At 37.7% G+C, this 21,507-nt stretch carries 20 protein-coding genes; 4 read left to right on the top strand and 16 right to left on the bottom strand.

Features of this window, described 5'->3' with window-relative positions; genetic code table 11:
* Nucleotides 1-157 precede the first annotated feature (157 nt).
* From N3F66_02975 to N3F66_02965, 3 genes are all read left to right on the top strand, one after another.
* A complete protein-coding gene (locus N3F66_02975) occupies nucleotides 158-1,615 on the top strand; it encodes a HEAT repeat domain-containing protein (protein MCX8123109.1) in 1,458 nt (485 codons plus the stop codon).
* A 245-nt stretch (nucleotides 1,616-1,860) separates the two neighbouring features.
* A complete protein-coding gene (locus N3F66_02970; protein ID MCX8123108.1) occupies nucleotides 1,861-2,064 on the top strand; it encodes a hypothetical protein in 204 nt (67 codons plus the stop codon).
* Nucleotides 2,065-2,073: 9 nt separating this feature from the next.
* Nucleotides 2,074-2,949 (top strand): VIT1/CCC1 transporter family protein, encoded by an 876-nt coding sequence (locus N3F66_02965; GenBank protein MCX8123107.1) that lies wholly within the window; start codon nucleotides 2,074-2,076, stop codon nucleotides 2,947-2,949.
* Nucleotides 2,950-2,955: 6 nt separating this feature from the next.
* On the opposite strand, the gene N3F66_02960 is transcribed toward N3F66_02965, so the two are convergent.
* From N3F66_02960 to nfi, 11 genes are all read right to left on the bottom strand, one after another.
* Complete coding sequence (locus tag N3F66_02960; GenBank protein ID MCX8123106.1) at nucleotides 2,956-3,708, bottom strand: lipoate--protein ligase family protein; 753 nt, start codon at nucleotides 3,706-3,708, stop codon at nucleotides 2,956-2,958.
* Complete coding sequence (locus tag N3F66_02955) at nucleotides 3,705-3,986, bottom strand: hypothetical protein (GenBank protein ID MCX8123105.1); 282 nt, start codon at nucleotides 3,984-3,986, stop codon at nucleotides 3,705-3,707. Before N3F66_02955 ends, N3F66_02960 begins: the two co-directional genes overlap by 4 nt.
* Nucleotides 3,983-4,834 (bottom strand): lipoyl synthase, encoded by an 852-nt coding sequence (gene lipA, locus N3F66_02950; protein MCX8123104.1) that lies wholly within the window; start codon nucleotides 4,832-4,834, stop codon nucleotides 3,983-3,985. The genes N3F66_02955 and lipA overlap by 4 nt, the downstream gene beginning before the upstream one ends.
* The gene (gcvPB, locus tag N3F66_02945; GenBank protein MCX8123103.1) at nucleotides 4,822-6,246 is read right to left on the bottom strand and encodes an aminomethyl-transferring glycine dehydrogenase subunit GcvPB; all 1,425 of its coding nucleotides are present in this window, start codon (nucleotides 6,244-6,246) and stop codon (nucleotides 4,822-4,824) included. The genes lipA and gcvPB overlap by 13 nt, the downstream gene beginning before the upstream one ends.
* Nucleotides 6,247-6,257: 11 nt before the next feature.
* Nucleotides 6,258-7,577 carry an aminomethyl-transferring glycine dehydrogenase subunit GcvPA gene (gene gcvPA, locus N3F66_02940; protein ID MCX8123102.1) on the bottom strand — a complete coding sequence of 440 codons (1,320 nt, stop codon included), beginning with the start codon at nucleotides 7,575-7,577 and terminating at the stop codon, nucleotides 6,258-6,260.
* 2 nt (nucleotides 7,578-7,579) lie between these two features.
* On the bottom strand, nucleotides 7,580-7,972 hold the full coding sequence (gene gcvH / locus N3F66_02935; protein MCX8123101.1) for a glycine cleavage system protein GcvH: 393 nt from the start codon (nucleotides 7,970-7,972) through the stop codon (nucleotides 7,580-7,582).
* A 505-nt stretch (nucleotides 7,973-8,477) separates the two neighbouring features.
* A complete protein-coding gene (gcvT, locus tag N3F66_02930; protein ID MCX8123100.1) occupies nucleotides 8,478-9,578 on the bottom strand; it encodes a glycine cleavage system aminomethyltransferase GcvT in 1,101 nt (366 codons plus the stop codon).
* Entirely contained in the window at nucleotides 9,575-10,900 is a 1,326-nt protein-coding gene (locus tag N3F66_02925) for an FAD-dependent oxidoreductase (protein ID MCX8123099.1), read from the bottom strand. The genes gcvT and N3F66_02925 overlap by 4 nt, the downstream gene beginning before the upstream one ends.
* Nucleotides 10,901-11,076: 176 nt before the next feature.
* Nucleotides 11,077-12,645 (bottom strand): methyl-accepting chemotaxis protein, encoded by a 1,569-nt coding sequence (locus tag N3F66_02920; protein ID MCX8123098.1) that lies wholly within the window; start codon nucleotides 12,643-12,645, stop codon nucleotides 11,077-11,079.
* 198 nt (nucleotides 12,646-12,843) lie between these two features.
* Nucleotides 12,844-13,533, bottom strand: coding sequence for a DUF1003 domain-containing protein (locus N3F66_02915; GenBank protein MCX8123097.1), 690 nt, complete (start codon nucleotides 13,531-13,533; stop codon nucleotides 12,844-12,846).
* A 170-nt stretch (nucleotides 13,534-13,703) separates the two neighbouring features.
* Entirely contained in the window at nucleotides 13,704-14,390 is a 687-nt protein-coding gene (gene nfi / locus N3F66_02910) for a deoxyribonuclease V (GenBank protein ID MCX8123096.1), read from the bottom strand.
* Between the two features lie 105 nt (nucleotides 14,391-14,495).
* Between nfi and N3F66_02905 the strand changes: the two genes are divergently transcribed.
* Nucleotides 14,496-15,104, top strand: a complete 609-nt coding sequence (locus N3F66_02905) for a lysophospholipid acyltransferase family protein (GenBank protein MCX8123095.1) — start codon at nucleotides 14,496-14,498, stop codon at nucleotides 15,102-15,104.
* Between the two features lie 65 nt (nucleotides 15,105-15,169).
* Here the strand turns inward: N3F66_02905 and N3F66_02900 are convergent, their stop codons facing one another.
* Genes N3F66_02900 through N3F66_02880 form a run of 5 tightly spaced genes read right to left on the bottom strand, consistent with a single transcriptional unit; the run spans nucleotide 15,170 to nucleotide 21,108 of the window.
* On the bottom strand, nucleotides 15,170-16,060 hold the full coding sequence (locus N3F66_02900) for a patatin family protein (protein MCX8123094.1): 891 nt from the start codon (nucleotides 16,058-16,060) through the stop codon (nucleotides 15,170-15,172).
* A gap of 4 nt (nucleotides 16,061-16,064) precedes the next feature.
* Nucleotides 16,065-17,906, bottom strand: a complete 1,842-nt coding sequence (locus N3F66_02895; GenBank protein MCX8123093.1) for an acyl-CoA dehydrogenase — start codon at nucleotides 17,904-17,906, stop codon at nucleotides 16,065-16,067.
* A gap of 18 nt (nucleotides 17,907-17,924) precedes the next feature.
* Nucleotides 17,925-19,109: a thiolase family protein gene (locus N3F66_02890; protein MCX8123092.1), complete on the bottom strand. Its 1,185-nt coding sequence runs from the start codon at nucleotides 19,107-19,109 to the stop codon at nucleotides 17,925-17,927.
* A 15-nt stretch (nucleotides 19,110-19,124) separates the two neighbouring features.
* Complete coding sequence (locus N3F66_02885; protein ID MCX8123091.1) at nucleotides 19,125-19,898, bottom strand: enoyl-CoA hydratase-related protein; 774 nt, start codon at nucleotides 19,896-19,898, stop codon at nucleotides 19,125-19,127.
* A gap of 49 nt (nucleotides 19,899-19,947) precedes the next feature.
* Complete coding sequence (locus tag N3F66_02880; protein ID MCX8123090.1) at nucleotides 19,948-21,108, bottom strand: 3-hydroxyacyl-CoA dehydrogenase family protein; 1,161 nt, start codon at nucleotides 21,106-21,108, stop codon at nucleotides 19,948-19,950.
* Nucleotides 21,109-21,507 lie beyond the last annotated feature (399 nt).

Below are 21,507 nucleotides of genomic sequence, written 5' to 3'. Positions count from 1 at the left end.
AATGACTTACAGTATAACATGCACCTACATTTAGTAAAATACAGTTATTTGAATATTGCAACTATTAATTTTGAAAATAATGTATTTTCACTGTATATTTCAAGCAAGGTGTTGTCTATAATCATCTAAGCTTTCATACTTAAGGCAATTAAACTATATGACCAATCCTAATCCATCTCGTACAATTGAACAGATAATTGAAAATATAAAAACAGGGGATGATATCATTCGTAATAAGGCATTTGAAGAAATAATAGAATTCAAACATGAAGCTATCCTTCCATTAATTACTCTTCTTTCACACCCTGACGAACAGATACGCGACAGTGTTATCTGGGCTTTATGTGAAATGAGAGAATTTGCGGAGCCGGCTCTTATTCAGGAACTATCGAACAAAAATCCTGTTATACGTGAATCAGCAGCGTTTTGTTTGGGAATATGCAAAAACCCTCATGCAACAAAACCATTAATATCCCTGTTAAAAGATGAAGACGAAAAAGTACGTGAAACTGCAGCATGGTCACTTGTGAAAGTTGGCCATGAAGATTCAAATACCATAAATGAAATTATTCATTGTCTGTATGATGACAGCAACCTTGTAAGGGAAACTGCACAGTGGATATTGGAACATATTGGCGAACCTGCAATTGAACCATTACTACAACACTTAATGCAATCATCGCGCAACAGCCAAGATATAATTCAAATCCTTTCAAAAATTGCTTCACCAAAACTTGATAGAGTAATTAACCTTCTGACAACCACGCGCGACATCCAGCAACTATCATACATAATTCAATTATTGGGCAAATTACGTGAACCTGACGCAATCAACCACCTTATGCCATTTGTAAATCATGAAAACAGGCAGATAATAATAACTACAATTGATGCGTTAATAAACATTGGTGAGCTAACTATTGAACCTCTCTTTAATCAAATAAATGATGGAAACATTTTTCCCATTAACGAGATGATGCCGCTTTTTATACGATACAAAAAGTCATCTGTACCAAAACTTATACAGATGATGAATTCGCCACTTACAAGCCTTCGTATTTTTGCTGCACGGGCACTGGGCATTATTGAAGACAAGCGTGCCATTGAACCACTAATACAGGGGCTTTCTGATCCCAACCCACAATTTGTTGAAGCATGTGCTCGAGCATTGAGTGCATTTAAAAATAAAATGAGTAGCAAGCCATTAACTGATGTAATAATGAATGAATATTACCCTATTATAAAATCAAATGCTATCTATGCACTTGCACAAACTATCGACTGCATGACCGCAATGCAATTACTCCAAAACTTTGATAATGCTCCGCTTATAGTCAAAAAGCGCTTGCTACAGCTTGCTTCATATTTCCCTGGTGATGATACTGAAAAGTTATTACAACAAGGACTTTCGATTGACGATGAGGACTGCAAGATGCTATCGCTACAGGGCTTAAAACATATTGGTACGGAAAAATCCATAGACTGTGTTCGTGATGCCATCATAAATGAAAATCCATTTATTAGCGATGAAGCCAGGACAGCTTTAAAAGAAATAATTGAAAGAAAACAGCGTGGAAATATAAAAACACTTGATAATTATGACGATTTTGTTTGAATTGTCCACAACATTGCATTTATCTAATTTTACTGAGTATAGTTAGCATCATTCGTGGCTTAAACATGCACTATCATTCTAATTTAGACTTAAAAACTGAAGAATATATCTTCATCCAAAATCATGTATCAATCCTTAAAATAAGTTCATGACATGGTACTGGTTGAGGAGCAATGTAATATGTTTGTTCTGGCAATAGCCAGTGTTTAGCACATCAAAAGCATAGTACCGGAGGAGTTTTTAGTATGAGCACAAACATTAAAGAAGTAATCCTGTATGATGCCGATTCACTGGAATACTCAGGTAAAATCCTGGTAGAAGGGAGTAGCTGGCAGTTCAGTGATGTATCCAATGACTTTCTCATCAAATTCACCAGAGGAATGCCGCTTAAAGCTGTCCTTCAATGCCTCATCTCTTTCAATATTGTCTATGATATTATAGAAATTTAGGGTACACCGATGCAAAAGCACTTAACCCCTGAAACCATTCTGACAATAATTAAGTTCCAAAAAAGTGAATTAACCGAATACCATATTTACAATCTTTTAGCTTCTAATATTAAGAATCACCATAATGCCCGCATATTGAAAAAAGTGGCTGAAGACGAAAAAAAACATTATGAGTTCTGGAAAGGGTATACTCATTCTGACGTAAAGCCAGACAGATGGAAGATAATTAAATATTATATCATATCACGCCTCTTTGGATTAACTTTTGGCATAAAATTAATGGAACGAGGCGAGGAACAGGCTCAAGCATCGTATAAATCACTTGAACATATAATTCCCGAAATAAAGAAATTAATAAAAGATGAGCACGCTCATGAAAAAGAATTATACATTCTGCTTGAAGAAGAACACCTTCAATATGTGGGCTCAGTTGTTTTGGGTCTTAACGATGCGCTTGTAGAACTTACGGGCACATTAGCCGGGCTTTCATTTGCACTAGCCAATACCAGGCTTATTGCACTGGCAGGTCTAATTACAGGAATTGCCGCAGCGCTGTCAATGGCTGCATCCGAATATCTTTCAAGCAAAGCTGAAGACGCAAAGGATGCATTAAAGTCAGCTGTCTATACAGGGATTGCATACATCGTCACGGTAATGCTTTTAATAATTCCATATTTTTTAGCAAGCCACTATCTTATTGCTCTTGTATTTACTGTGGCGATAGCTCTACTAATAATCTTTTTCTTCAACTATTATATTGCCATTGCAAAGGATCTTGATTTCAAAAAACGTTTTATTGAAATGGCACTTATCAGTCTTGGAGTTGCGTGTATATCATTTGCAATTGGATTTGTTATTAAGAAATATATTGGCATAGATGTATAATTTTTACTATGGCGACAAGCGCCGGCAATTCCAATTTTCATTGGCAAAATAGTTTTTTTCCAACTCAACTGCTATATATTGTTCCTGGTGGGTAAGATCAGACTCTTCAAACTCAATGTTAAAAACTTTTCTGAATGAATCTATTATAGCCTGTATCAAATGCTGGTATATAATTTCTTCTGACATATCCGGTAACAGATCTTTTAATGTCACTACAGGCTTTCCTTCATGTTTTACTTTTTTTGGATCGATAGTTAAATAGTTAAACATCCTTTCAGTATCGGTAGCAACCAGCAGTGTTCCATGCTGCAATATTTTGCCTTCTTTTCGCGTTTGTGCGCTTCCAGAAATTTTTTTATTACCCACAATAATATCGTTAATGGCACTGTACCGTGCATCAATTCCTAATGAAACAAGTGCCATAATCAGCGGTTGTGCAATCAAATAGTACGAATCTGTTATTGTCCCTTTTGCAAATACTCCATGCAACGGATGTACAAAGCTGTAAGTAATTTCCTTATGATGAAATACTGCACCGCCCCCCGTTACCCTGCGAATAACCTGTACATCATCTTTTTTACACTGTGCACAATTTACCTCTTTTTCAATATCCTGAAAATAGCCAATAGTTATTGCAGGCCTAGCCCACCGGTAGAGCCGCAGAGTCGGCGTATCCGAACATCGAACTATTGCCCCATCAACCGCCATATTCCAGGTTGGTTGGCATTCACCATGAATTATCAGCCGCCACATCCTCATTGTTGAGCAAAAGCCTCCAGAATACCCTGTACAATAGTTGCTGGGGATATACCAACCAGCTGAATATTACCAATCTGCACTAATGTGTTAAGCTCATGCTGAATTTGTTCTTTATTAACCGCCAAACCTATCAGTGATTTCTCTATAGTAGTAATTGCTTCTTCTGGATAAATAAAAAAATCACCTGAGATATGAACATATGCTATTTTGTTTTTATCAAATATTACATCAATATGCACTAACTTTTCACTAGGATTTTTCAATGCAACATGAATCATTGCAAAAGCTCACCTGCCCTGTATGAACTGCGTACAAGTGGTGCAGCAAGTACTCTGGTAAAACCAATTGTATAGGCAATTGTTTCTATTTCTTTGAATTCCTCCGGTGTATAGAATTTATGCACCGGGTATGCCCCCTTATGCGAAGCGCAGTACTGTCCAATCGTTATCACTTTACATCCAGTAGAATATACATCGGTAAGCGTCTGAATGATGTCATCCATAGTTTCACCAAATCCAATCATAATACCTGATTTGGCAACAAGCCCATGACCGGTAACTATCGCCAATACTTTTAGCGATGTATCATAATCACCTTGTGGACGCAACATTGCATAATGGCTTTTTGCAACTTCTATATTATGATTAACAACATCAGGATTTGCATTTATTATTTTTAGAAGCGATAGCTGTAGTGAAAACTTAAAATCCGGAATCAACACTTCTATTTTTGTGCCTGGACTTGCGCGGCGGATTGCCTCAATGGTGTTAACAAAATGGTATGCACCACCATCAATAAGGTCATCACGCGTCACTGAAGTAATAACTACATATTTTAGTTGAAGATGTACTACTGCCTGCGCAATTTTTTGGGGCTCATCTTTATCAGGTTGCTGCGGCTGCCCTTTTGTAACTGCACAATACCTGCAATTGCGCGTACAGATATTACCCATAATCAGGAATGTGGCATGACCCTGTGAAAAGCACTGGCCAATATTTGGACAGCGCGCCTCAAGGCACACTGTGTGCAGCCCACATCGAGCAATATGCTGTTGTACCTTTTTATAGTGTGGACCAGAAGGAATCGAATATTTTATCCAGTCAGGAATTGTCCTTACTCTTCCCATTTGAGTACCGGCTTACGTGCTGCTAATACTGCATCAACTTTGCGCACTGGAGTGGTAGTTGGTGCGCTTTTCAGTATTTCAGGGTTTGTTGACGCTTCATTTTTAATTGCAACCATTGCATGTACAAATGCATCAAGCGTATCCTTGTGCTCAGTTTCAGTTGGCTCTATCATCATAGCACCATGCACAATAAGCGGGAAATACACTGTTGGTGCATGAAATCCATAGTCAAGCAAGCGCTTTGCAATTTCATTGGTTGTTATACCATTTGGTATACCTTCATCGTTTATCACAAACTCATGCATGCAAACTCGTTTATAGGGCAGGTTAAAGTGCTGCTGCAATTTAACACGCAGGTAGTTGGCGTTTACAACAGCGTGTTCAGCTACCTGTTTTAATCCTTGTGCTCCCAACATTGCAATATACGTATAAGCCCTAAGCATAATTAAAAAATTACCATAAAAGCTGTGTACTCTGCCAATTGAATGCGGTTTGGAATAATTAAGGCAATACCGGTTATTTTTTCTTTCTATTGCTGGAACAGGCAAAAATGGTGAAAGTTTATCAACAACACCAATTGGACCCGAGCCCGGGCCTCCTCCTCCATGGGGCGTGGAAAATGTCTTGTGCAGATTTACATGCATGATGTCAAATCCTAAATCCGCAGGACGAACTTTCCCAACAATAGCATTAAGGTTTGCACCATCACAATAGAATAATGCCCCTCTACGGTGCAGCAGATCAGCTATTGTTAAAATATTTTTATCAAACAGCCCTAATGTATTGGGGCACGTCAGCATCATTGCTGCTACATTGTCATCCATGGCAGCTTCCAATGCATTGATATCTACATCGCCCTCACTGTTTGACGGTATTTCCTTTACATTGAATCCACACATGGCAACCGAAGCAGGGTTGGTACCATGAGCTGAGTCTGGGATCAGAATAACATCACGCCTTTCCCCTTTTACTTCAAAATATTTTTTAATTATCATCACGCTTGCTAGCTCACCATGCGCCCCAGCAGCAGGTATAAGTGAAAATTGCCTCATGCCGGTAATTGCACACAGCATTTCCTGCAATTCATACATAATATGCAATGACCCTTGCGATAGCTCCTCAATCGTTGCTGGATGCTGATGTACAAATTGTTCAAGGCTTGCAACAACATCATTTATTTTTGGGTTGTATTTCATGGTACAGCTGCCCAGTGGATACATACCGTTATCAACACCAAAGTTAAGGCTTGAAAGCTTTCGGTAGTGACGCACTACTTCAACCTCATTGACATCAGCTAAGTTAAGCTGTTGACGGCACAGGTTGTCAGGTATTGCATCATAGCTTGGAGCATCAAAGGAAGGCACAGAGTATTTATTCTTACCTTTTTTATGTAATGAAAATATTGTTTGCATTGTGCTCACCATTATATTGTCTGTAAAAGTGTAACAAGTGCATCAACATCATTTTTAGTGATACATTCAGTTGTAGTAATTAAAAGGCAATCCGATAACTCCGGATAGTATGTATCAAGTAAGATTCCCAGAGCATATCCATGGTCAATCAAGCGGCTCCGCACATCTTTTGCATTGTTAATCTTTATAACAAATTCATTAAAAAATGGGGCATCAAATACACGCTGATAACCCAATTGCACTAATTGTTCCAGGCAATAGCTTGCAACAGCATGGTTAAGCTTTGCTATATCAAAAAGCTTATTGCCTACAACACTCAAATAAATTGTTGCCCGCAATGCACACAATCCTTCATTGGTGCAAATATTTGAGGTAGCTCGTTCACGTCGTATGTGCTGCTCACGTGTCTGCAATGTCATTACATACGCTTCTCTTCCTTGTTCATCAACCGTTTTACCAATAAGCCTTCCGGGAATGGTGCGCATAAATTCTTTTTTGCATGCAAGCACCCCTAACAGTGGTCCACCGCACGCGGGGTAATTGCCCAATGATTGTCCTTCGCCACACACAATATCCGCTCCACATTCGCCAGGGCTTTTAAGCAAACCAAGGCTTACTGCTTCAGTAAATGTCACGATACACAACGCTGCGTGCGCATGCGCTATCTCTGATACTTTGCTTACATCTTCTATCACCCCAAAAAAGTTGGGACTCTGTACAATAACACATGCAACATCATTTTGTATCTTGTGCGATAGCTCCTGTAAATTAGTAATACCGTTGTTATACGGAACTATCTGCAAAACAATATCTGATCCCCATGCATACGTTGCAAGTACTTCCCGATAATGAGGATGAACAGTTGCAGAGCATAAGACCTTATTTTTTTTGGTGGTACGTACTGCCATAAGTACAGCTTCGGCTAATGCTGTTGCACCATCATACATGCTGGCATTAGCAATATCCATGCCAGTGAGTCTGCACATATACGTCTGAAATTCAAAAATTGCTGCAAGTGTTCCCTGACTCACTTCAGGCTGATAGGGTGTGTAGGCAGTATAAAATTCAGACCTGGATGCAAGGTGATCAACAACTGCAGGCACATAATGATGATATACTCCGGCACCCACAAATGAACGCACCTGCGTATTATTCCTGCTAATAGAAAGAACAGAGTGCAATGCTTCCTGTTCTGAAAGAGGTTTTGGCAATTTTATTTCAGGGTTTAAAACAGCGCGGGGAATATCTGCAAAAAGTTCATCGATATTCTTCACGCCAATATCACTACACATAGCATTAATATCGTCATTGCTGTTAGGCAAAAAATTCATTATCAGTCTCCTGAGGCTACATGATCTGCATAGGCATTTGCGTCCAAAAGATCATCAAGTTCATTTTTATCTTTCATATCAATTACAAAAATCCAACCTTCACCATATGGGTCAGTGTTTATTAAATCTGGGGAATCTTCCAGCGTTTTATTCACTTCAACAATTCTTCCGCTCACAGGCGCATACACATCGCTAACTGCTTTTACAGACTCAACCACAGCAACCTGCTCACCCGCTTTCACTTCAATGCCCACTTCCGGCAATTCAACAAAAACAATATCTGTTAACATTTCCTGTGCATGATCGGTTATACCACACTTGCAGGTATAATTTTCCTGTAATTCAACCCATTCATGTGTTTTAGTGTATTTTAGATTTTCAGGAATAGTGCTCATTGTAATGCTCCTATAAAAAAGTATTTATTTCAAGTTTTGGTTCTAATACATTATCATCACCCTGCCATTTCAAATCACTATTGGCTACTCTGTTACTACAAATTCTTTACTTTTTACTCTGTCATTTGTAGTCCCTTACTCGCTACTATGTCATTTACAATCCCTTGTCTCCTACCTTGTCATTTACAATCCCTTGTCTCCTACCTTGTCATTTCCAATCACTTCTCTGCTACTCTGTCATTTCAAATCCCGATTTATCGGGATGAGAAATCTTTCCTCTTGTGTGAAGTGAAGATTTCTCGTCGCTTCGCTCCTCGAAATGACAGGAGGGAGTACCACGCTTCTTGATACGACAAAAGAGAGTACCGCACTCTTCAATACGATATAAGGAATATATCGCTTCTCATAATGACAGAGGATGTTGCCATCCTCAATATTGCAATTGCAAAACCTCCCCTTGTGATAATTAACACTCTATTGACAATTCATTTTGATTATACTAACCTTACAACTTTTTGCCTGTATACTTGTAAAATGGTCTTTGTACTACCTTTGCAGGGCTTGTTTTATCCCTGATAACTATCGCCACCTCATCCCCAACTGATACTAAGCCACTTTTTACAAGAGCCATAGCTATGCCTTTTTTAAAAAGTGGTGAAAAACCACCACTGGTAATATATCCAATATCTTCATTATTATGCAAAACTCTATATTCACTTCTAGGAATTGCCTTATCCAGCATTTCAAGGCATATTATTTGCCGTGGTGCACCACTGGTTTTTTGTTTTTCAACGATATCTTTAGCAATATACTCAGCCTGTGCACTCACCACAAATCCAATACCCCCTTCTACTGGTGATATAGTTTCACTTAGCTCATACCCATACAACGAATACGATGCTTCAAGGCGCAGTGTATCACGTGCACCAAGGCCAACAGGTTTAATTCCATATTCCTTGCCTGCATCAAGTAAATCATTCCACAACCGTGAAGCCACATTATTGATGCAGAAAAGCTCATAGCCAAACTCACCAGTGTATCCCGTTTGTGAAATAAGTACTGGCTCACCTTTATATGTACCAGTAAAGAAATAAAATCGTGCAAGCCCTTCTAAGCGGTCATCTTTGATAATTTTTTTTAAAATATTATATGATTGTGGACCTTGCAGATCAATCTTAGCCGTAGCGGCTGAAACATCCTGTATGGAAACATTGGTTTTGCAATTCTGTAATAGCCACTGTACATCCTTCTGGGTTGTGGCAGCATTTACCACCAGGTAGTATTCATTATCCGATAGCATAAAAATAAAGAGGTCATCAATTACACCACCCTGCTCATTCAGGAAGCACGTATACATTGACTTGCCTTTTTCAAGCCTTCCCATATCGGTTGGGATAAGCCTTTGCAAAGCAGCCCGTGCACCTCTCCCTTTAACAACTATCTCACCCATATGTGAAACATCAAATAAACCCGCAGACTGACGCACTGCCATATGCTCCTCAATAATTGAGGAATACATCACCGGCAATTCCCATCCAGCAAACTCAACCATCTTACCGCCTAATTTTATATGATCCTCATACAGAAAGGTTTTTTGAGCATTCATTTCAGTCTCCGTTTTGCAAACTCACAGGCTTTAAACAAAATATCATTCACTTCGCTAACCGCAGGGCAATACGCCATTTCAAAACGCATAAGTTCGTCAATAGTTAATCCATATTCTATAGCAAGGCTTACTATGTTGATACGCGCAGATGCACCATGGCCTATGGCCTGAGCACCTATAAGTTTTCCATTTGTATCACACAGTACTTTAAAAGTCAAACGTTCATTGATAGGAAAATACTCTGGTTTAACTGTAGCACTAATTTTACCTGCAATCACAGAAAAGCCACGTTCCTTGGCAACATTTGTTGAAAACCCTGTTGCAGCAATCTCCAGATCACCTATTTTTGTTACAAATGTGCCTGCAGTACCACGATATACAGAATTTATTCCCATAACATTTTCAGCAGCAACAATTCCCTGCTTATATGCTGATGTTGCCAATTTAACCGGGTAAGGCTTTTTATCTATAACCGACCAGTTGTTAATACAATCTCCCGCAGCATAAAGATCCGGTTGTACTTGCAGATGTTCATTCACTATTACGCCATCTTTATTGGTTGCAAGGGAAGAGTTTACAGCCCAATCACAGTTTGGTGCAAACCCGGTAGCTACAATGATAATGTCGGCAGTATATTCTTTTTCAGGAGTTATTGCAATATATTCTTCCGTATGCTTTTCCAATGCTGTTACTGGAGCATGCATTATAATGGGAATACTTTGGTTGCTACAGTAATGCTCTACTATCTCAGCCATATCACTATCAACAGCTTGTGACAAAATTTCTTTTGCTTCAATTACAGTTACAGCCATGCCACAGACTCTTAATGCATATGCAACCTCAAGGCCTATAGCCCCTGCCCCAATAACTATCGCCCGCTTTTTTTCATGTATTTCCTTTTTTATCATTTGCAAATCGGATAGACTGCTCAATGTATATACTCCATTGTGTATATACTGTTCAACATTGATAATGGGCGGGAGTAATGGTCTGTAACCGGTGCACAAAATAGCTTTTTGGTATGCAACTACATGACTACTATTTTCTTGCTCTACAGTAATTTCTTTTTTTGAAATATCAATACTTTTCACAATACCCTTACGCTTTTCAACATTCATCCTGTGCAAAAAAATATCCTGCTTGAGATGCTCATCAATTACAATGCCCTCAAGCGCATACGGCAAACCACAGGGATGAACAATATCATTGTCTTTAGGGTCAATAACAACAACACGAGCTTTAGGATTAATACGCTTTATCGTAACAAGCGCAGCATACCCTGCCGAACCCAATCCTGCTATTACTATTGTTTCTTGTTCCATTGAATGGCACCAGTTAAAGAATATTTTTGGAAATGACTATTGCTATAACTTATTGTAAATATACAAACAGTAATCTATATGATTGTGCAATAAGGAAATATTACAAACAATTAAAAAAGTGATTTTTTTGAATTGTAGAATTGATATTTATATTCGTCAATAAAAAATATTTCACATTACACTTTAAATTCCTTCACCATAGTTTCAAGTTTCTCTATCAACTCATACATTCCGTTTACAATACCATTAATATCTTTTACAAGTTGCGATAGCTCATCGGAAACAGCATTTATACTGTGGAGTGTTTTTCCAGCATCAGCAATCAGCACTGACTGGTCTTTTGAAGATTGTGAAATATGTGCAATTAAGGAATTAAACTTGTGCGCAAGGTTCACCAATTCATTCATCTGGCTGTTCATACTGGTAATAAGTGCAGAAGATGTCTCAACTTCTTTATTTACTTCAAACATGGCACTTGCAGTATTTGCAATATCTCTGATTATCCTCTCCGTCATAGTGGATATTTCTTTAGTTGCTCTGCTTGTACGGTCAGCTAATTTACTTACCTCGTCAGAAACAACCGCAAACCCTCGTCCATGCTCTCCAGCCCGCGCTGCTTCTATAGCTGCATTGAGTGCCAAAAGGTTAGTCTGGTCAGCTATCTCCTCAATTGCTTCTGCTATTTCATGAATTCTTTTACTGGACTGGCTTAATGATTCAACTTCCTGTGAAGATATTTTTGCAACCTGTGCAATCCTGTTCATGCTTTTAATTGCTTTATCCATCAACGCGCTGCTTTCAGTAGCAGCGTGTATTGCATTATTTGCCAGCTTTTGTATATCTTCAGATTCGCGCGCATTTTTTGAAAACCACTGAGTCATATTCTGAATTATATGTGATGCATTGCTTGTAACCTGCAACTGTACATCTACACCTTTTTGAATTGCGGTGGTGCTATCTTTAATTGTATCACTGTAGAGTGTAAGATTTTGCGAAAGCTCTTTAAATTGCTGTATTGCCTGCCTTAAGTTTGCCACCATGACGCTGAATGCCTGCTCAAGCGCTCCAGCAGCACCACCCGAAGATGTACTAATAGTAACTGTAAGGTCACCCCGTGAGATAATTGTAGCAACATTCACAAGAGCCTGTATTTCATCAACCTGAGCATTTGTGAGCTGTGCACGTAAATCAAATTCACTTTTTAGCTGTTTAAAGCGTAAATAGCTAAAACTAGCAGTGATGACTACTGTTGATATCATAAAGAAAAGATTATTTATCATACTTATATAATCAATAGAATCTATTGCGATAATATTAAGCCCTACATACATGCTCACCACAACAAGTCCATTAATCAAAGAATGAATAAATGGCCATGGAATTAACAGATTAACACCAATGATAACCAGGTTAAGCCCTGCATAATAACTGGAAGCAAAACCACCCAAGTCAACAGTCATCAGGGAAATAACAAAACCTGTATTCAACGTTGCTGCATAGCCATGTATTATATTAAACCTGCCAGGTTTTGACATGCGCAAAATGAAATACTGGAATATCAACAGTGTTGTGGATACCGCTCTATATACAACAAAACGCGGGAATAATTCATGTGGAGTTATAACATAATCTAGGATCAAAAACCCTGGAACAAGAACAGATCCAAGAAGGATCAAGGTTTTGAGCCACGAATAAATAAGTTGATTGATATAAGAAGAAAAATCATTAGTCAAAGATACATTCATATAATACCACCATTATTATTTGTTACATGGCAAGGCTAAATAATTGATCATATTCTTATTGAATATTAGGAAAGTACTATACAATCTTTCAAAAAAAGATATTCCCTATAAACCTTTCATTCTGCTAACCAATTATTTCACCAATATTAAATCAAATTACCACTACAGTAATAGAATAAAGCAAAGGATAATGTTTACTCATTTAAACTTATTACTTATTTCTTCTAATATCTCCAGTTGGACTTGCTGTATTTTCATCATTTTCGACCATTGATCAAGCAATAAATGGTCAACTTTTTCATGTAAGGTTCTAATTTCAATTTCAGATTTTAAATTTATTTTATAATCATTCTCTGAACGGATACGATCTTTCATTTCCTGACGATTCTGACTCATCATTATAATTGGTGCTTGCAAAGCAGCTAAACATGATAAAATTAAATTTAATAATATAAATGGATAGGGATCAAATGGCTTATTAATAATATAGAAACCGTTAATAACTATCCACATTACTAAAATAGAAATAAATATTATTATAAACTTCCAGCTTCCACCAAATGATGCAACTTTATCTGCTATTCTTTCCCTAATCTTCAACTTTTCTTTGGGCAAATTTGTATTAAATGTTAATAAATCATTTTCTTGTATACTTTGAATAACCTCTCTTTCAAGATTTTCTATACTTCCTTTTTCGCTTTCAATAAGATTCATAATATATTTTATTTTAAAAGCATTAAGATCATTTTTACATATCCAGCAAAAATCATTCCATTCAGGATAATCCTTTCTGATTAAATCTTCTATTTCATGGTTAATACCATGTCCAACTATCATATTCTCTTCCCAGAACATCTTTTTACAAATATTACATTGTATTTGGTTCATTACATTCACCATCAATACAAATTAATGTGTATTATTCTTGCCTCAATTATCATTCATAGCAATCTTTTATACTTTCAAAAATTATTAAACATAGCATAGTATATAATTTATAAACCTTTATGATATATAATTTAAAGTAATCCATACAACATGTTATTATTTTTTAAAAATCAACTATTTTTTTCATTGGTATCAACTGCATTTCTTTTATACTCTCCCACTCTACAATGTGCATAGCGTGTAGGTACTGGTATACGATAGTTATCGGTACATTTCAGTATAATGTCTGCAGCTTCATCTATACCAACTTTATTTCCTGGTGATACAAAAACAGGCTTTACTCGTGTACGTGTTCGCAATACCACACCTATACACTCACCATTGTCATAAAGATAGGATCTGTCTCCCTTACTGATACCAGGCTCACTGTATGTACCACATAACCGTGATTTTGCACAGCCTATTGCTGGGATATCAAGCAACACCCCAATATGCGAAGCAATACCAAAACGTCTGGGATGAGCAATACCCTGACCATCAAAAATAAGGATATCTGGTTTAATGTTTAACTTTTTATACGCCTGTACTATCAGAGGTCCTTCTCTGAATGATAAAAGCCCTGGAACATACGGAAATGTAATTGGGCCAGAACTAAAAACTTCTTCACAAAACTTCAATTCAGGAAAGCTGAAAACAGCAATAATACAATAACCAACACCCAAAGGGGTCAGAGCAACATCAATGCCAGCAATGTACTCTATTTTATCCGGTTTTCCTTTTACAATTACACTATGCGAAAGATGTTTCTGTAATTCAATGGCTTCCTGTACACTGCAGTTCCAGTTGAATGAATTCATATTGTATCCTACTTTTTTTGCATTACATCATAAAATATGATTGTATTATTATCAATACTATAGTGTAATCGCCAAAAAATTTTTTAAATAAGGGCGATAGTTACCATGACAAAAAAAAGAATCCAGTACACAATGTTCAATACTCCTATAATTAAACATATACTTCGTATACTTGCATTTCTAATAAGAATGCTGGTAGGATGGAAAAAAGTAGGGACATTGCCTGATGTGCCACAATATCTGGCTATTTTAGCTTTTCACACATCAAACTGGGATGTATTTTATGGCATTTTACTTGCTTTCGCATTCAAAGTTGATATATATTTTATGGCTAAAAGTCAGCTATTCCGTTTCCCGTTTGCACCACTTGTCCGTTTCTTAGGTGGAATACCTATTGATCGTTCTGTATCAAGTAATACCGTACAGGCAACTATAGATTTATATAAAAAATATGAAAAATTTGCTATTGCATTAGCTCCAGAAGGAACACGTAAAAAAGTTGAAAAATGGAAAACTGGTTTCTATCATATTGCAGTAGGAGCCAATGTTCCTATAATTCTGGCATTTTTAGATTACAAATCAAAATCAGGAGGTGTGGGGGCTGTGGTATATCCTACTGGTAATATGAAAGCTGATTTTCAGATTATAAAGGATTTCTACAGCAAAGTGAATGCACGGTATCCTGAACTTGCTTCGTTACCACAAGATCAATAAATTAACGGGATGATACCAGAAATCATAATATTTTTCCCAAATGCGTTCCATATAAATCCTCCATTCTATAAAAATTGTTTATAATACCTGCATAGTGCATAACCAGCCTGTATGCCTGTATAATAATCTTTTAAAAGTTTTTGTGTATGAGTTGTTGTGCGCTTAGTTTTGAATGTAGCAGGCGGGCACACTTCTATAATCCGTACATCACCCGGTGGCTTTTCAATAAATTCAATCGCAGCATTATACATCGTATGCCTTTGCATCAAAGCATGAGTAAATTCTGGATAGCGTAAAAATAGTATTTTTAAAATAGGCTTAAACTTTATATTATTTTTTCTGTACCCCTTGCCCTGCGAACGAATGACGACAATATCACGAGCACCTCTTTTGTATGCTTCTAAAACAGGAATTGAATCACCTACACCACCATCAGCTACACGGTGCCCATCAATGTACAATGTATTTCTATATAAAATTGGTAAGGCACTTGAAGCTTTCAAAACAAATTCAAGATTATCTTCACATGGCTTAATGTACAGTGCCTTCCCTGTATTCATTGAGGTAACCACAATAAGGAACTCTTTTGTTGTATCCTTAAATATTTCTTTTAAGTTTAGGCGATAGTTACTGATAGTAGTATCCCATAGCCAGTCTAAATCCATTACATTGCCATACAATAACCGCAATGGATTGATAAACCGCTTTGAAGCCGACCACTTTTCCATTATGTAAAAATTGCGTTCATACTGCCGACCAAGAAATGATGCCAAATTACATGCACCAGCCGATACCCCTATGTACAGATCAAATTGTGTAACTCCTCCTAACCCCATAGCGAAAAGGACACCGGCAGAAAAAACGCCGCGCATGCCTCCACCTTCAACGATGAGAGCTCTTTTTCCGCGCGGCGTTACATCGGCATTATGGATATATACTGATTCATGCAACTTCATTGTATTATGCTTCCTGAACTCCGGTAAAAATTGCTGCCTTTGCTTTCATGACAATGCCATTCTCATTGCGGATGCTATCAAGCAGGCTATAATATTTTGGAAATTCCATATTTAGAAAAAATTGTGCAGAAAGAACTTTACCATAATAAAATGCTACTTCATTGTTATCGTCTATACCATCAGGAACATCTCCCAATGTATATTCTCTGACAATCGAAGATAATTTCTTTATAGCAATGGTCATTGAATGTACATGTAAAATTCCATGTGTCAGTATTCTGAATGCCTGCTGCAAAGGAGTTGCTATACTTAATACCGCCGAAGCATCTTTGCCTTCAATGATACCAATAAGTGAATCCATTTCTTTGATTGCTTTTTCAATTTCTTTGATTATTGCATCAGGTACTATCGCCCCCGCATTTTTTAAAACTTGGTATGCATATTCCTTATAAGCATTATAACGCTCCCTTTTTTCATCAGATACAATTTTACGCATTGCAAGATCAATTGACTGAATGCCATTGGTGCCTTCATATATTGACAATATCTTTGCATCACGCGCATATTGTTCTACAGGATAATCACCACAATATCCATACCCTCCAAATACCTGAACAGCCTCTGCAGTAATTAACCACGATAAATCAGTATTCCCTGCCTTGCAGATAGGAATTAAAAACTCAACAAGAGCATGAGCTTTCTTTCCAATTTCGTCATTCCGAGTTCTTGAAATATCGATGTTAAATGCAGTAAGAGCAACAAGCATTCGCATAGCTTCCACATGTGATTTCATCCACAAAAGCATTCTCTTTACATCTGGATGCCCTATGATTGTTGGCTCACTTTTAGAAATAGTCTTGCCTTGTACTCGCAACTTTGCATACTGCACAGCATGCATATACGCTGCACTTGAAACACCCAATCCTTCCAGCCCCACGTCAAGGCGAGCTTCGTTCATCATGTGAAACATATTCTTGATGCCATCGCGTTCATTCCCCAACAGGTATCCAACACAGCAATCATTATCCCCAAAACTCAATGTACAGGTTGCGGAAGCTTTAATACCCATTTTATGTTCAACACCTGTGCATATGACATCGTTTCGCTTTCCTAAAGTTCCATCAGAATTGACCAGTATTTTAGGAACAAGGAATAAGGACAAACCTTTGGTACCATCAGGGTCACCGTCAATTCGTGCCAATACCATATGAATAATATTCTCGTACAGGTCATTCTCCCCCGAAGATATGAATATCTTTTGTCCCTTAATTGAATAGGTACCATCACTTTGTCGATATGCTTTTGTTTTTATAGCTCCAACATCTGAGCCCGCCTGCGGTTCAGTCAAACACATTGTGCCGCCCCATTTACCGCTTACCATATTTCCCAAATACAGGCGCTTTTGTTCTTCATTGCCAAAAATGCGAACAAGATTAGTGGCACCATTTGACAACGTTATATAAATAGTAAATGAAATACTTGCTGCCAAAAAATACTCCAGTGCCATGCGGTACATAAGTTCGGGCATCCCCATTCCACCACTTGATATTGGTTGTGCTATACCTGTAAATCCCGCTTCATTAAATGCATGCATCGCTTTTTTAAAAACTTGTGGCACCACAACAGTGTGAGTATCCGGATCAAATTTTATTCCTTCTTTATCTGCAATAGTATTTGCGGGATATATCTCTTCCATCGCAATAGTTTCAGCTAAATCCAGAACTGACTCATACGTATCCCTATCAAAATCTTTATATATATCAAACTTTGAAAGTTGTAAAATATCAAACATTTCAAATAATATAAATCTTACATCACGTGAATCCACTAAAAGATTTGGGCGCATTCCGATCCCCCTTTTATGTTATATGTTCTCAATGATTACAGCAGTACCCATACCTCCTCCTGCACATAATGTGGCAAGGCCATATTTTACTTTTCTTCGCTTCATTTCGTGTACCAGTGTTACAATAAGCCGTACACCTGTAGCGCCAACTGGATGCCCCAATGAGATGCCGCTGCCATTTACATTAGTGATATCTCTGTTAAGGCCTAATTCTTTTTCACATGCCAAATACTGTGCAGCAAATGCTTCATTAAGTTCAACCAGGTGTATATCTTTTAATGATAACCCTGCTTTTGCCAGTGCCTTCCTGCTTGCTGGTACTGGCCCAATACCCATAATATCCGGGTCAACACCCGCAGTTGCAGTTGATATAATTCTACCCAATATTGGCACTTTCAATTCTTTTGCTTTCTTTGCTGACATGAGAATCACTCCAGCTGCACCATCATTTATACCTGATGCATTCCCTGCCGTGACAGTACCGTCTTCTTTAAATGCTGGTTTTAATGCTGATAGCTTTTCTATTGTTACATCACGCCGAGGATGCTCATCAGTCTGTGCAACGATTGTATCTTTTTGTATTTTAACTTCAATAGGAACTATCTCATCCTTAAAATATCCACTGTCAATTGCTGCAATGGCTCTTCTATGCGATAGCAATGCTAATTCATCCTGCTCTTTACGTGATATTGCGTACTTTGCTGCTAAATTTTCAGCAGTTATACCCATAGCAGGACCTATACCCAAGTTTGTAAGTGAATCCCACATTGAATCACGAATTTCGGTATGGCCTATGCGGGTGCCATATCGCATCTTATCAACTGTGTACTGTGCATTGCTCATGCTATCTGTCCCACCTGCTACAATACAATCTGCTTCACCCGATTTTATCTGATAATAGCCCAATTGTACCGATGACATAGATGACGTGCAGTTTCTATGAACAGTTATACCAGGCACTGTAATGGGAAGACCAGCTTTTACTAAAGCAACACGCGCAAGATTATTCTCGCCATTTGTTTTTTGATAATTACATCCCCAGATACAATCATCAATTATCTCAGGATCTATTTTTGCACGTGCAACAAGTTCTTTCATTACTGGAATTGTTAAATCCAATGCACTCATAGTGGCATACATTCCACCAAACTTGCCAATTGCTAACCTGCATGCAGAAACTATCACAACATCATTATTTTCCATAAACAACCTCCTCTTCTAATATCCTTTAAAGTTAGGTTTCCGTTTTTCGATGAATGCATTCATGCCTTCTTTCTGGTCATAAGTTGAAAACAATACTCCAAACGATAATGCCTCAAACTCTAAGCCCTTTTGCAAGGAGCTATCGGCACCAAACATAATTGCTTTTTTAGCTGCCTGTAATGCTAATACAGGACGTTTGATAATAGATTGTAAAAAGTTTGTAGCTTCTTCAATAGGATCATTATCAGTTACTCTATCGCACAAACCCCATTGATATGCCTTTTGGGCTGTGATAAACTCTCCGCTATAAATCATTTCTTTTGCGCGGCTCAATCCAATGAGGCGAGGCAAACGCTGGGTGCCACCTGCACCGGGAATAATGCCTAATTTTATTTCAGGAAGTCCTAACTGGGCAGACGTGTGGCATACTCTGAAATCACATGCAAGCGCCAGCTCCAACCCACCTCCTAGCGCATATCCCCTTATTGCAGCACAGGTTGGTATATGCAATTGTTCAATCCGATTATACACATCGTTAAAACTAAAGGCTAATGCCTCATGTGGCGTCTGATTTGACATTTCAACAATGTCCGCACCTGCTGCAAAGTGATCTCCTTTGCCAGCAATAATGAGTGCTCTGACCCCACTATCACTACATACAGCATCGATCCTATCTCCTAATTGGTTTAATAATGCCCTGTTGAGTGCATTCATAACTTCTGTTCTGTTAATAAACACATACGCTATAGAATTCTTCACCTCAGTTACAATAAAATTGTGCACGTCCATATTCTTCCTCCAGATAAAAGTGTTTGGGTACACTTGTTTCAACATGCGTTCATTTCAAAAATGATCTAAAACTTCCATCAAGAATTTCAGGTTCGGGTTTGATATAACTCAAATTATATGTGTCACTAAGCCATTGTAATCGCTGTGCTAGGAGCGTATGATCAACATTCATAGCTGTTTTAAAAGGTCCAGGCTGATTCATACCTGCTTCCTGACCTTTATCAATATCTTCAGCACTGGCAGCCACTTTTTCTTTTAATACACGTACCGACTCATTAAGCTGGATTGCTAATGGATCAATTGGCAATATATAATCTGTAACAGTTGATGTATCTATAATTGCTTTGCCACCCTGCCATACGTATATACCTTTGCCTGTTTTCATGCCCAATTCATTTTTCTTTATACAATCTTTAATGAACCTGCCGGGTTCCCATTCAGGTGAAAGAGTGGTTTTATAATACTGCATCACATTATAAATAACATCCAGTCCCACAAAATCCATAAGTTCAAAAGGTCCCATTTTTGCGCCATGATTCTTCATTACAGTATCAATGCTTGCAGGTGATATTTTCCCTTCATCCAAAATTGCGCTCCATAAAGGTTGGAGCGGAGCATTAATTCTGTTCACAATGAAACCTGGCCGGTCACGCAATACTTTGATGGCAACCTTTCCCAATTTTGTTCCCAGCTCCATCAATGCTTCAATAGTGTCATCAGAGGTTTTTTGGCCATAAATTACTTCAACTAGACGCATGCGGTTCACAGGGTTAAAAAAGTGAAAACCTGCAAAACGTGAGGGCTCTGACACCACTTCAGCCAGTTCACTGATACTCAGGGATGAAGTATTGCTTGCTATAATTGCATCCTTAGGTGCTGCATCTGATACAGTTTTAAATATATTTTTCTTCAAATCCATTACCTCTGGCACTGCTTCTATAATACAATCTGCATTATGTACCGATGCTGCAATATCAGTAGATATAGAAAGCCGCGACAAGGCTTCATCCATGGCCTGCTGAGTTATTTTTTCTTTATTAACAAGAAAAGCAATATTTGTTTTTATTTTGTCGATAGCCTTTTGTAATACTTCTTCTTTAATATCTACCATGGTTACGGTAAATCCATTCAAAATATGAATTTCTGCTATACCATTGCCCATGGCACCTGCACCTATAACCGTGACTTTTTTAATTGCTCTGACACCCATAATGCCTCCTCTGAACTATAAATATATAATGAATGAATAACCATTAACCTTTGTGCCATTATTTGTCAAGCTTTTTGTATTCATTTTTTTATATTCTATCTATAAGGTGGAGGTAAAAAAATGCAAATATGTTAATTTGATTATGATATGTGCTTCAATGTTTATCAGTGTTTATATTTAAAATTGAGCGATAGTTACTAGTAATAAACTTGAAAGATTTCCCAATATCTGAAACTCCTTTTGCTCTGACCCTAAAATAATACCCTGCGATTATAACTATTATCATAAGCTTGAAACACTGCACCATAAGTTTTTTACTCTGACACCATTGTTATATTGCTCTGACCCCATTCAAAAGGTACTTTCTTAAAAAAATCCTCAATTTTTTTTTAAATTTTT

Source organism: Spirochaetota bacterium (assembly GCA_026414805.1).
In the GTDB taxonomy this organism is placed as follows: domain Bacteria; phylum Spirochaetota; class UBA4802; order UBA4802; family UB4802; genus UBA4802.
Note: the sequence above shows the minus strand (reverse complement) of the source record. Positions and strands in the feature narration are given on the sequence as shown.

Excerpts from the sequence above, each read along its gene's own strand:
- N3F66_02915 (MCX8123097.1), bottom strand. The coding sequence starts at position 13,533 with ATGAACCAAATACAATGTAATATTTGTAAAAAGATGTTCTGGGAAGAG.
- N3F66_02925 (MCX8123099.1), bottom strand. The coding sequence starts at position 10,900 with ATGGAACAAGAAACAATAGTAATAGCAGGATTGGGTTCGGCAGGGTAT.
- N3F66_02970 (MCX8123108.1), top strand. The coding sequence starts at position 1,861 with ATGAGCACAAACATTAAAGAAGTAATCCTGTATGATGCCGATTCACTG.
- N3F66_02975 (MCX8123109.1), top strand. The coding sequence starts at position 158 with ATGACCAATCCTAATCCATCTCGTACAATTGAACAGATAATTGAAAAT.
- N3F66_02885 (MCX8123091.1), bottom strand. The coding sequence starts at position 19,898 with ATGGACGTGCACAATTTTATTGTAACTGAGGTGAAGAATTCTATAGCG.
- N3F66_02905 (MCX8123095.1), top strand. The coding sequence starts at position 14,496 with ATGACAAAAAAAAGAATCCAGTACACAATGTTCAATACTCCTATAATT.
- N3F66_02960 (MCX8123106.1), bottom strand. The coding sequence starts at position 3,708 with ATGAGGATGTGGCGGCTGATAATTCATGGTGAATGCCAACCAACCTGG.
- nfi (MCX8123096.1), bottom strand. The coding sequence starts at position 14,390 with ATGAATTCATTCAACTGGAACTGCAGTGTACAGGAAGCCATTGAATTA.
- gcvT (MCX8123100.1), bottom strand. The coding sequence starts at position 9,578 with ATGAATGCTCAAAAAACCTTTCTGTATGAGGATCATATAAAATTAGGC.
- N3F66_02955 (MCX8123105.1), bottom strand. The coding sequence starts at position 3,986 with ATGATTCATGTTGCATTGAAAAATCCTAGTGAAAAGTTAGTGCATATT.
- N3F66_02880 (MCX8123090.1), bottom strand. The coding sequence starts at position 21,108 with ATGGGTGTCAGAGCAATTAAAAAAGTCACGGTTATAGGTGCAGGTGCC.
- N3F66_02965 (MCX8123107.1), top strand. The coding sequence starts at position 2,074 with ATGCAAAAGCACTTAACCCCTGAAACCATTCTGACAATAATTAAGTTC.
- N3F66_02890 (MCX8123092.1), bottom strand. The coding sequence starts at position 19,109 with ATGGAAAATAATGATGTTGTGATAGTTTCTGCATGCAGGTTAGCAATT.
- gcvPB (MCX8123103.1), bottom strand. The coding sequence starts at position 6,246 with ATGCAAACAATATTTTCATTACATAAAAAAGGTAAGAATAAATACTCT.
- N3F66_02900 (MCX8123094.1), bottom strand. The coding sequence starts at position 16,060 with ATGAAGTTGCATGAATCAGTATATATCCATAATGCCGATGTAACGCCG.
- N3F66_02895 (MCX8123093.1), bottom strand. The coding sequence starts at position 17,906 with ATGCGCCCAAATCTTTTAGTGGATTCACGTGATGTAAGATTTATATTA.
- lipA (MCX8123104.1), bottom strand. The coding sequence starts at position 4,834 with ATGGGAAGAGTAAGGACAATTCCTGACTGGATAAAATATTCGATTCCT.
- N3F66_02920 (MCX8123098.1), bottom strand. The coding sequence starts at position 12,645 with ATGAATGTATCTTTGACTAATGATTTTTCTTCTTATATCAATCAACTT.
- gcvH (MCX8123101.1), bottom strand. The coding sequence starts at position 7,972 with ATGAGCACTATTCCTGAAAATCTAAAATACACTAAAACACATGAATGG.
- gcvPA (MCX8123102.1), bottom strand. The coding sequence starts at position 7,577 with ATGAATTTTTTGCCTAACAGCAATGACGATATTAATGCTATGTGTAGT.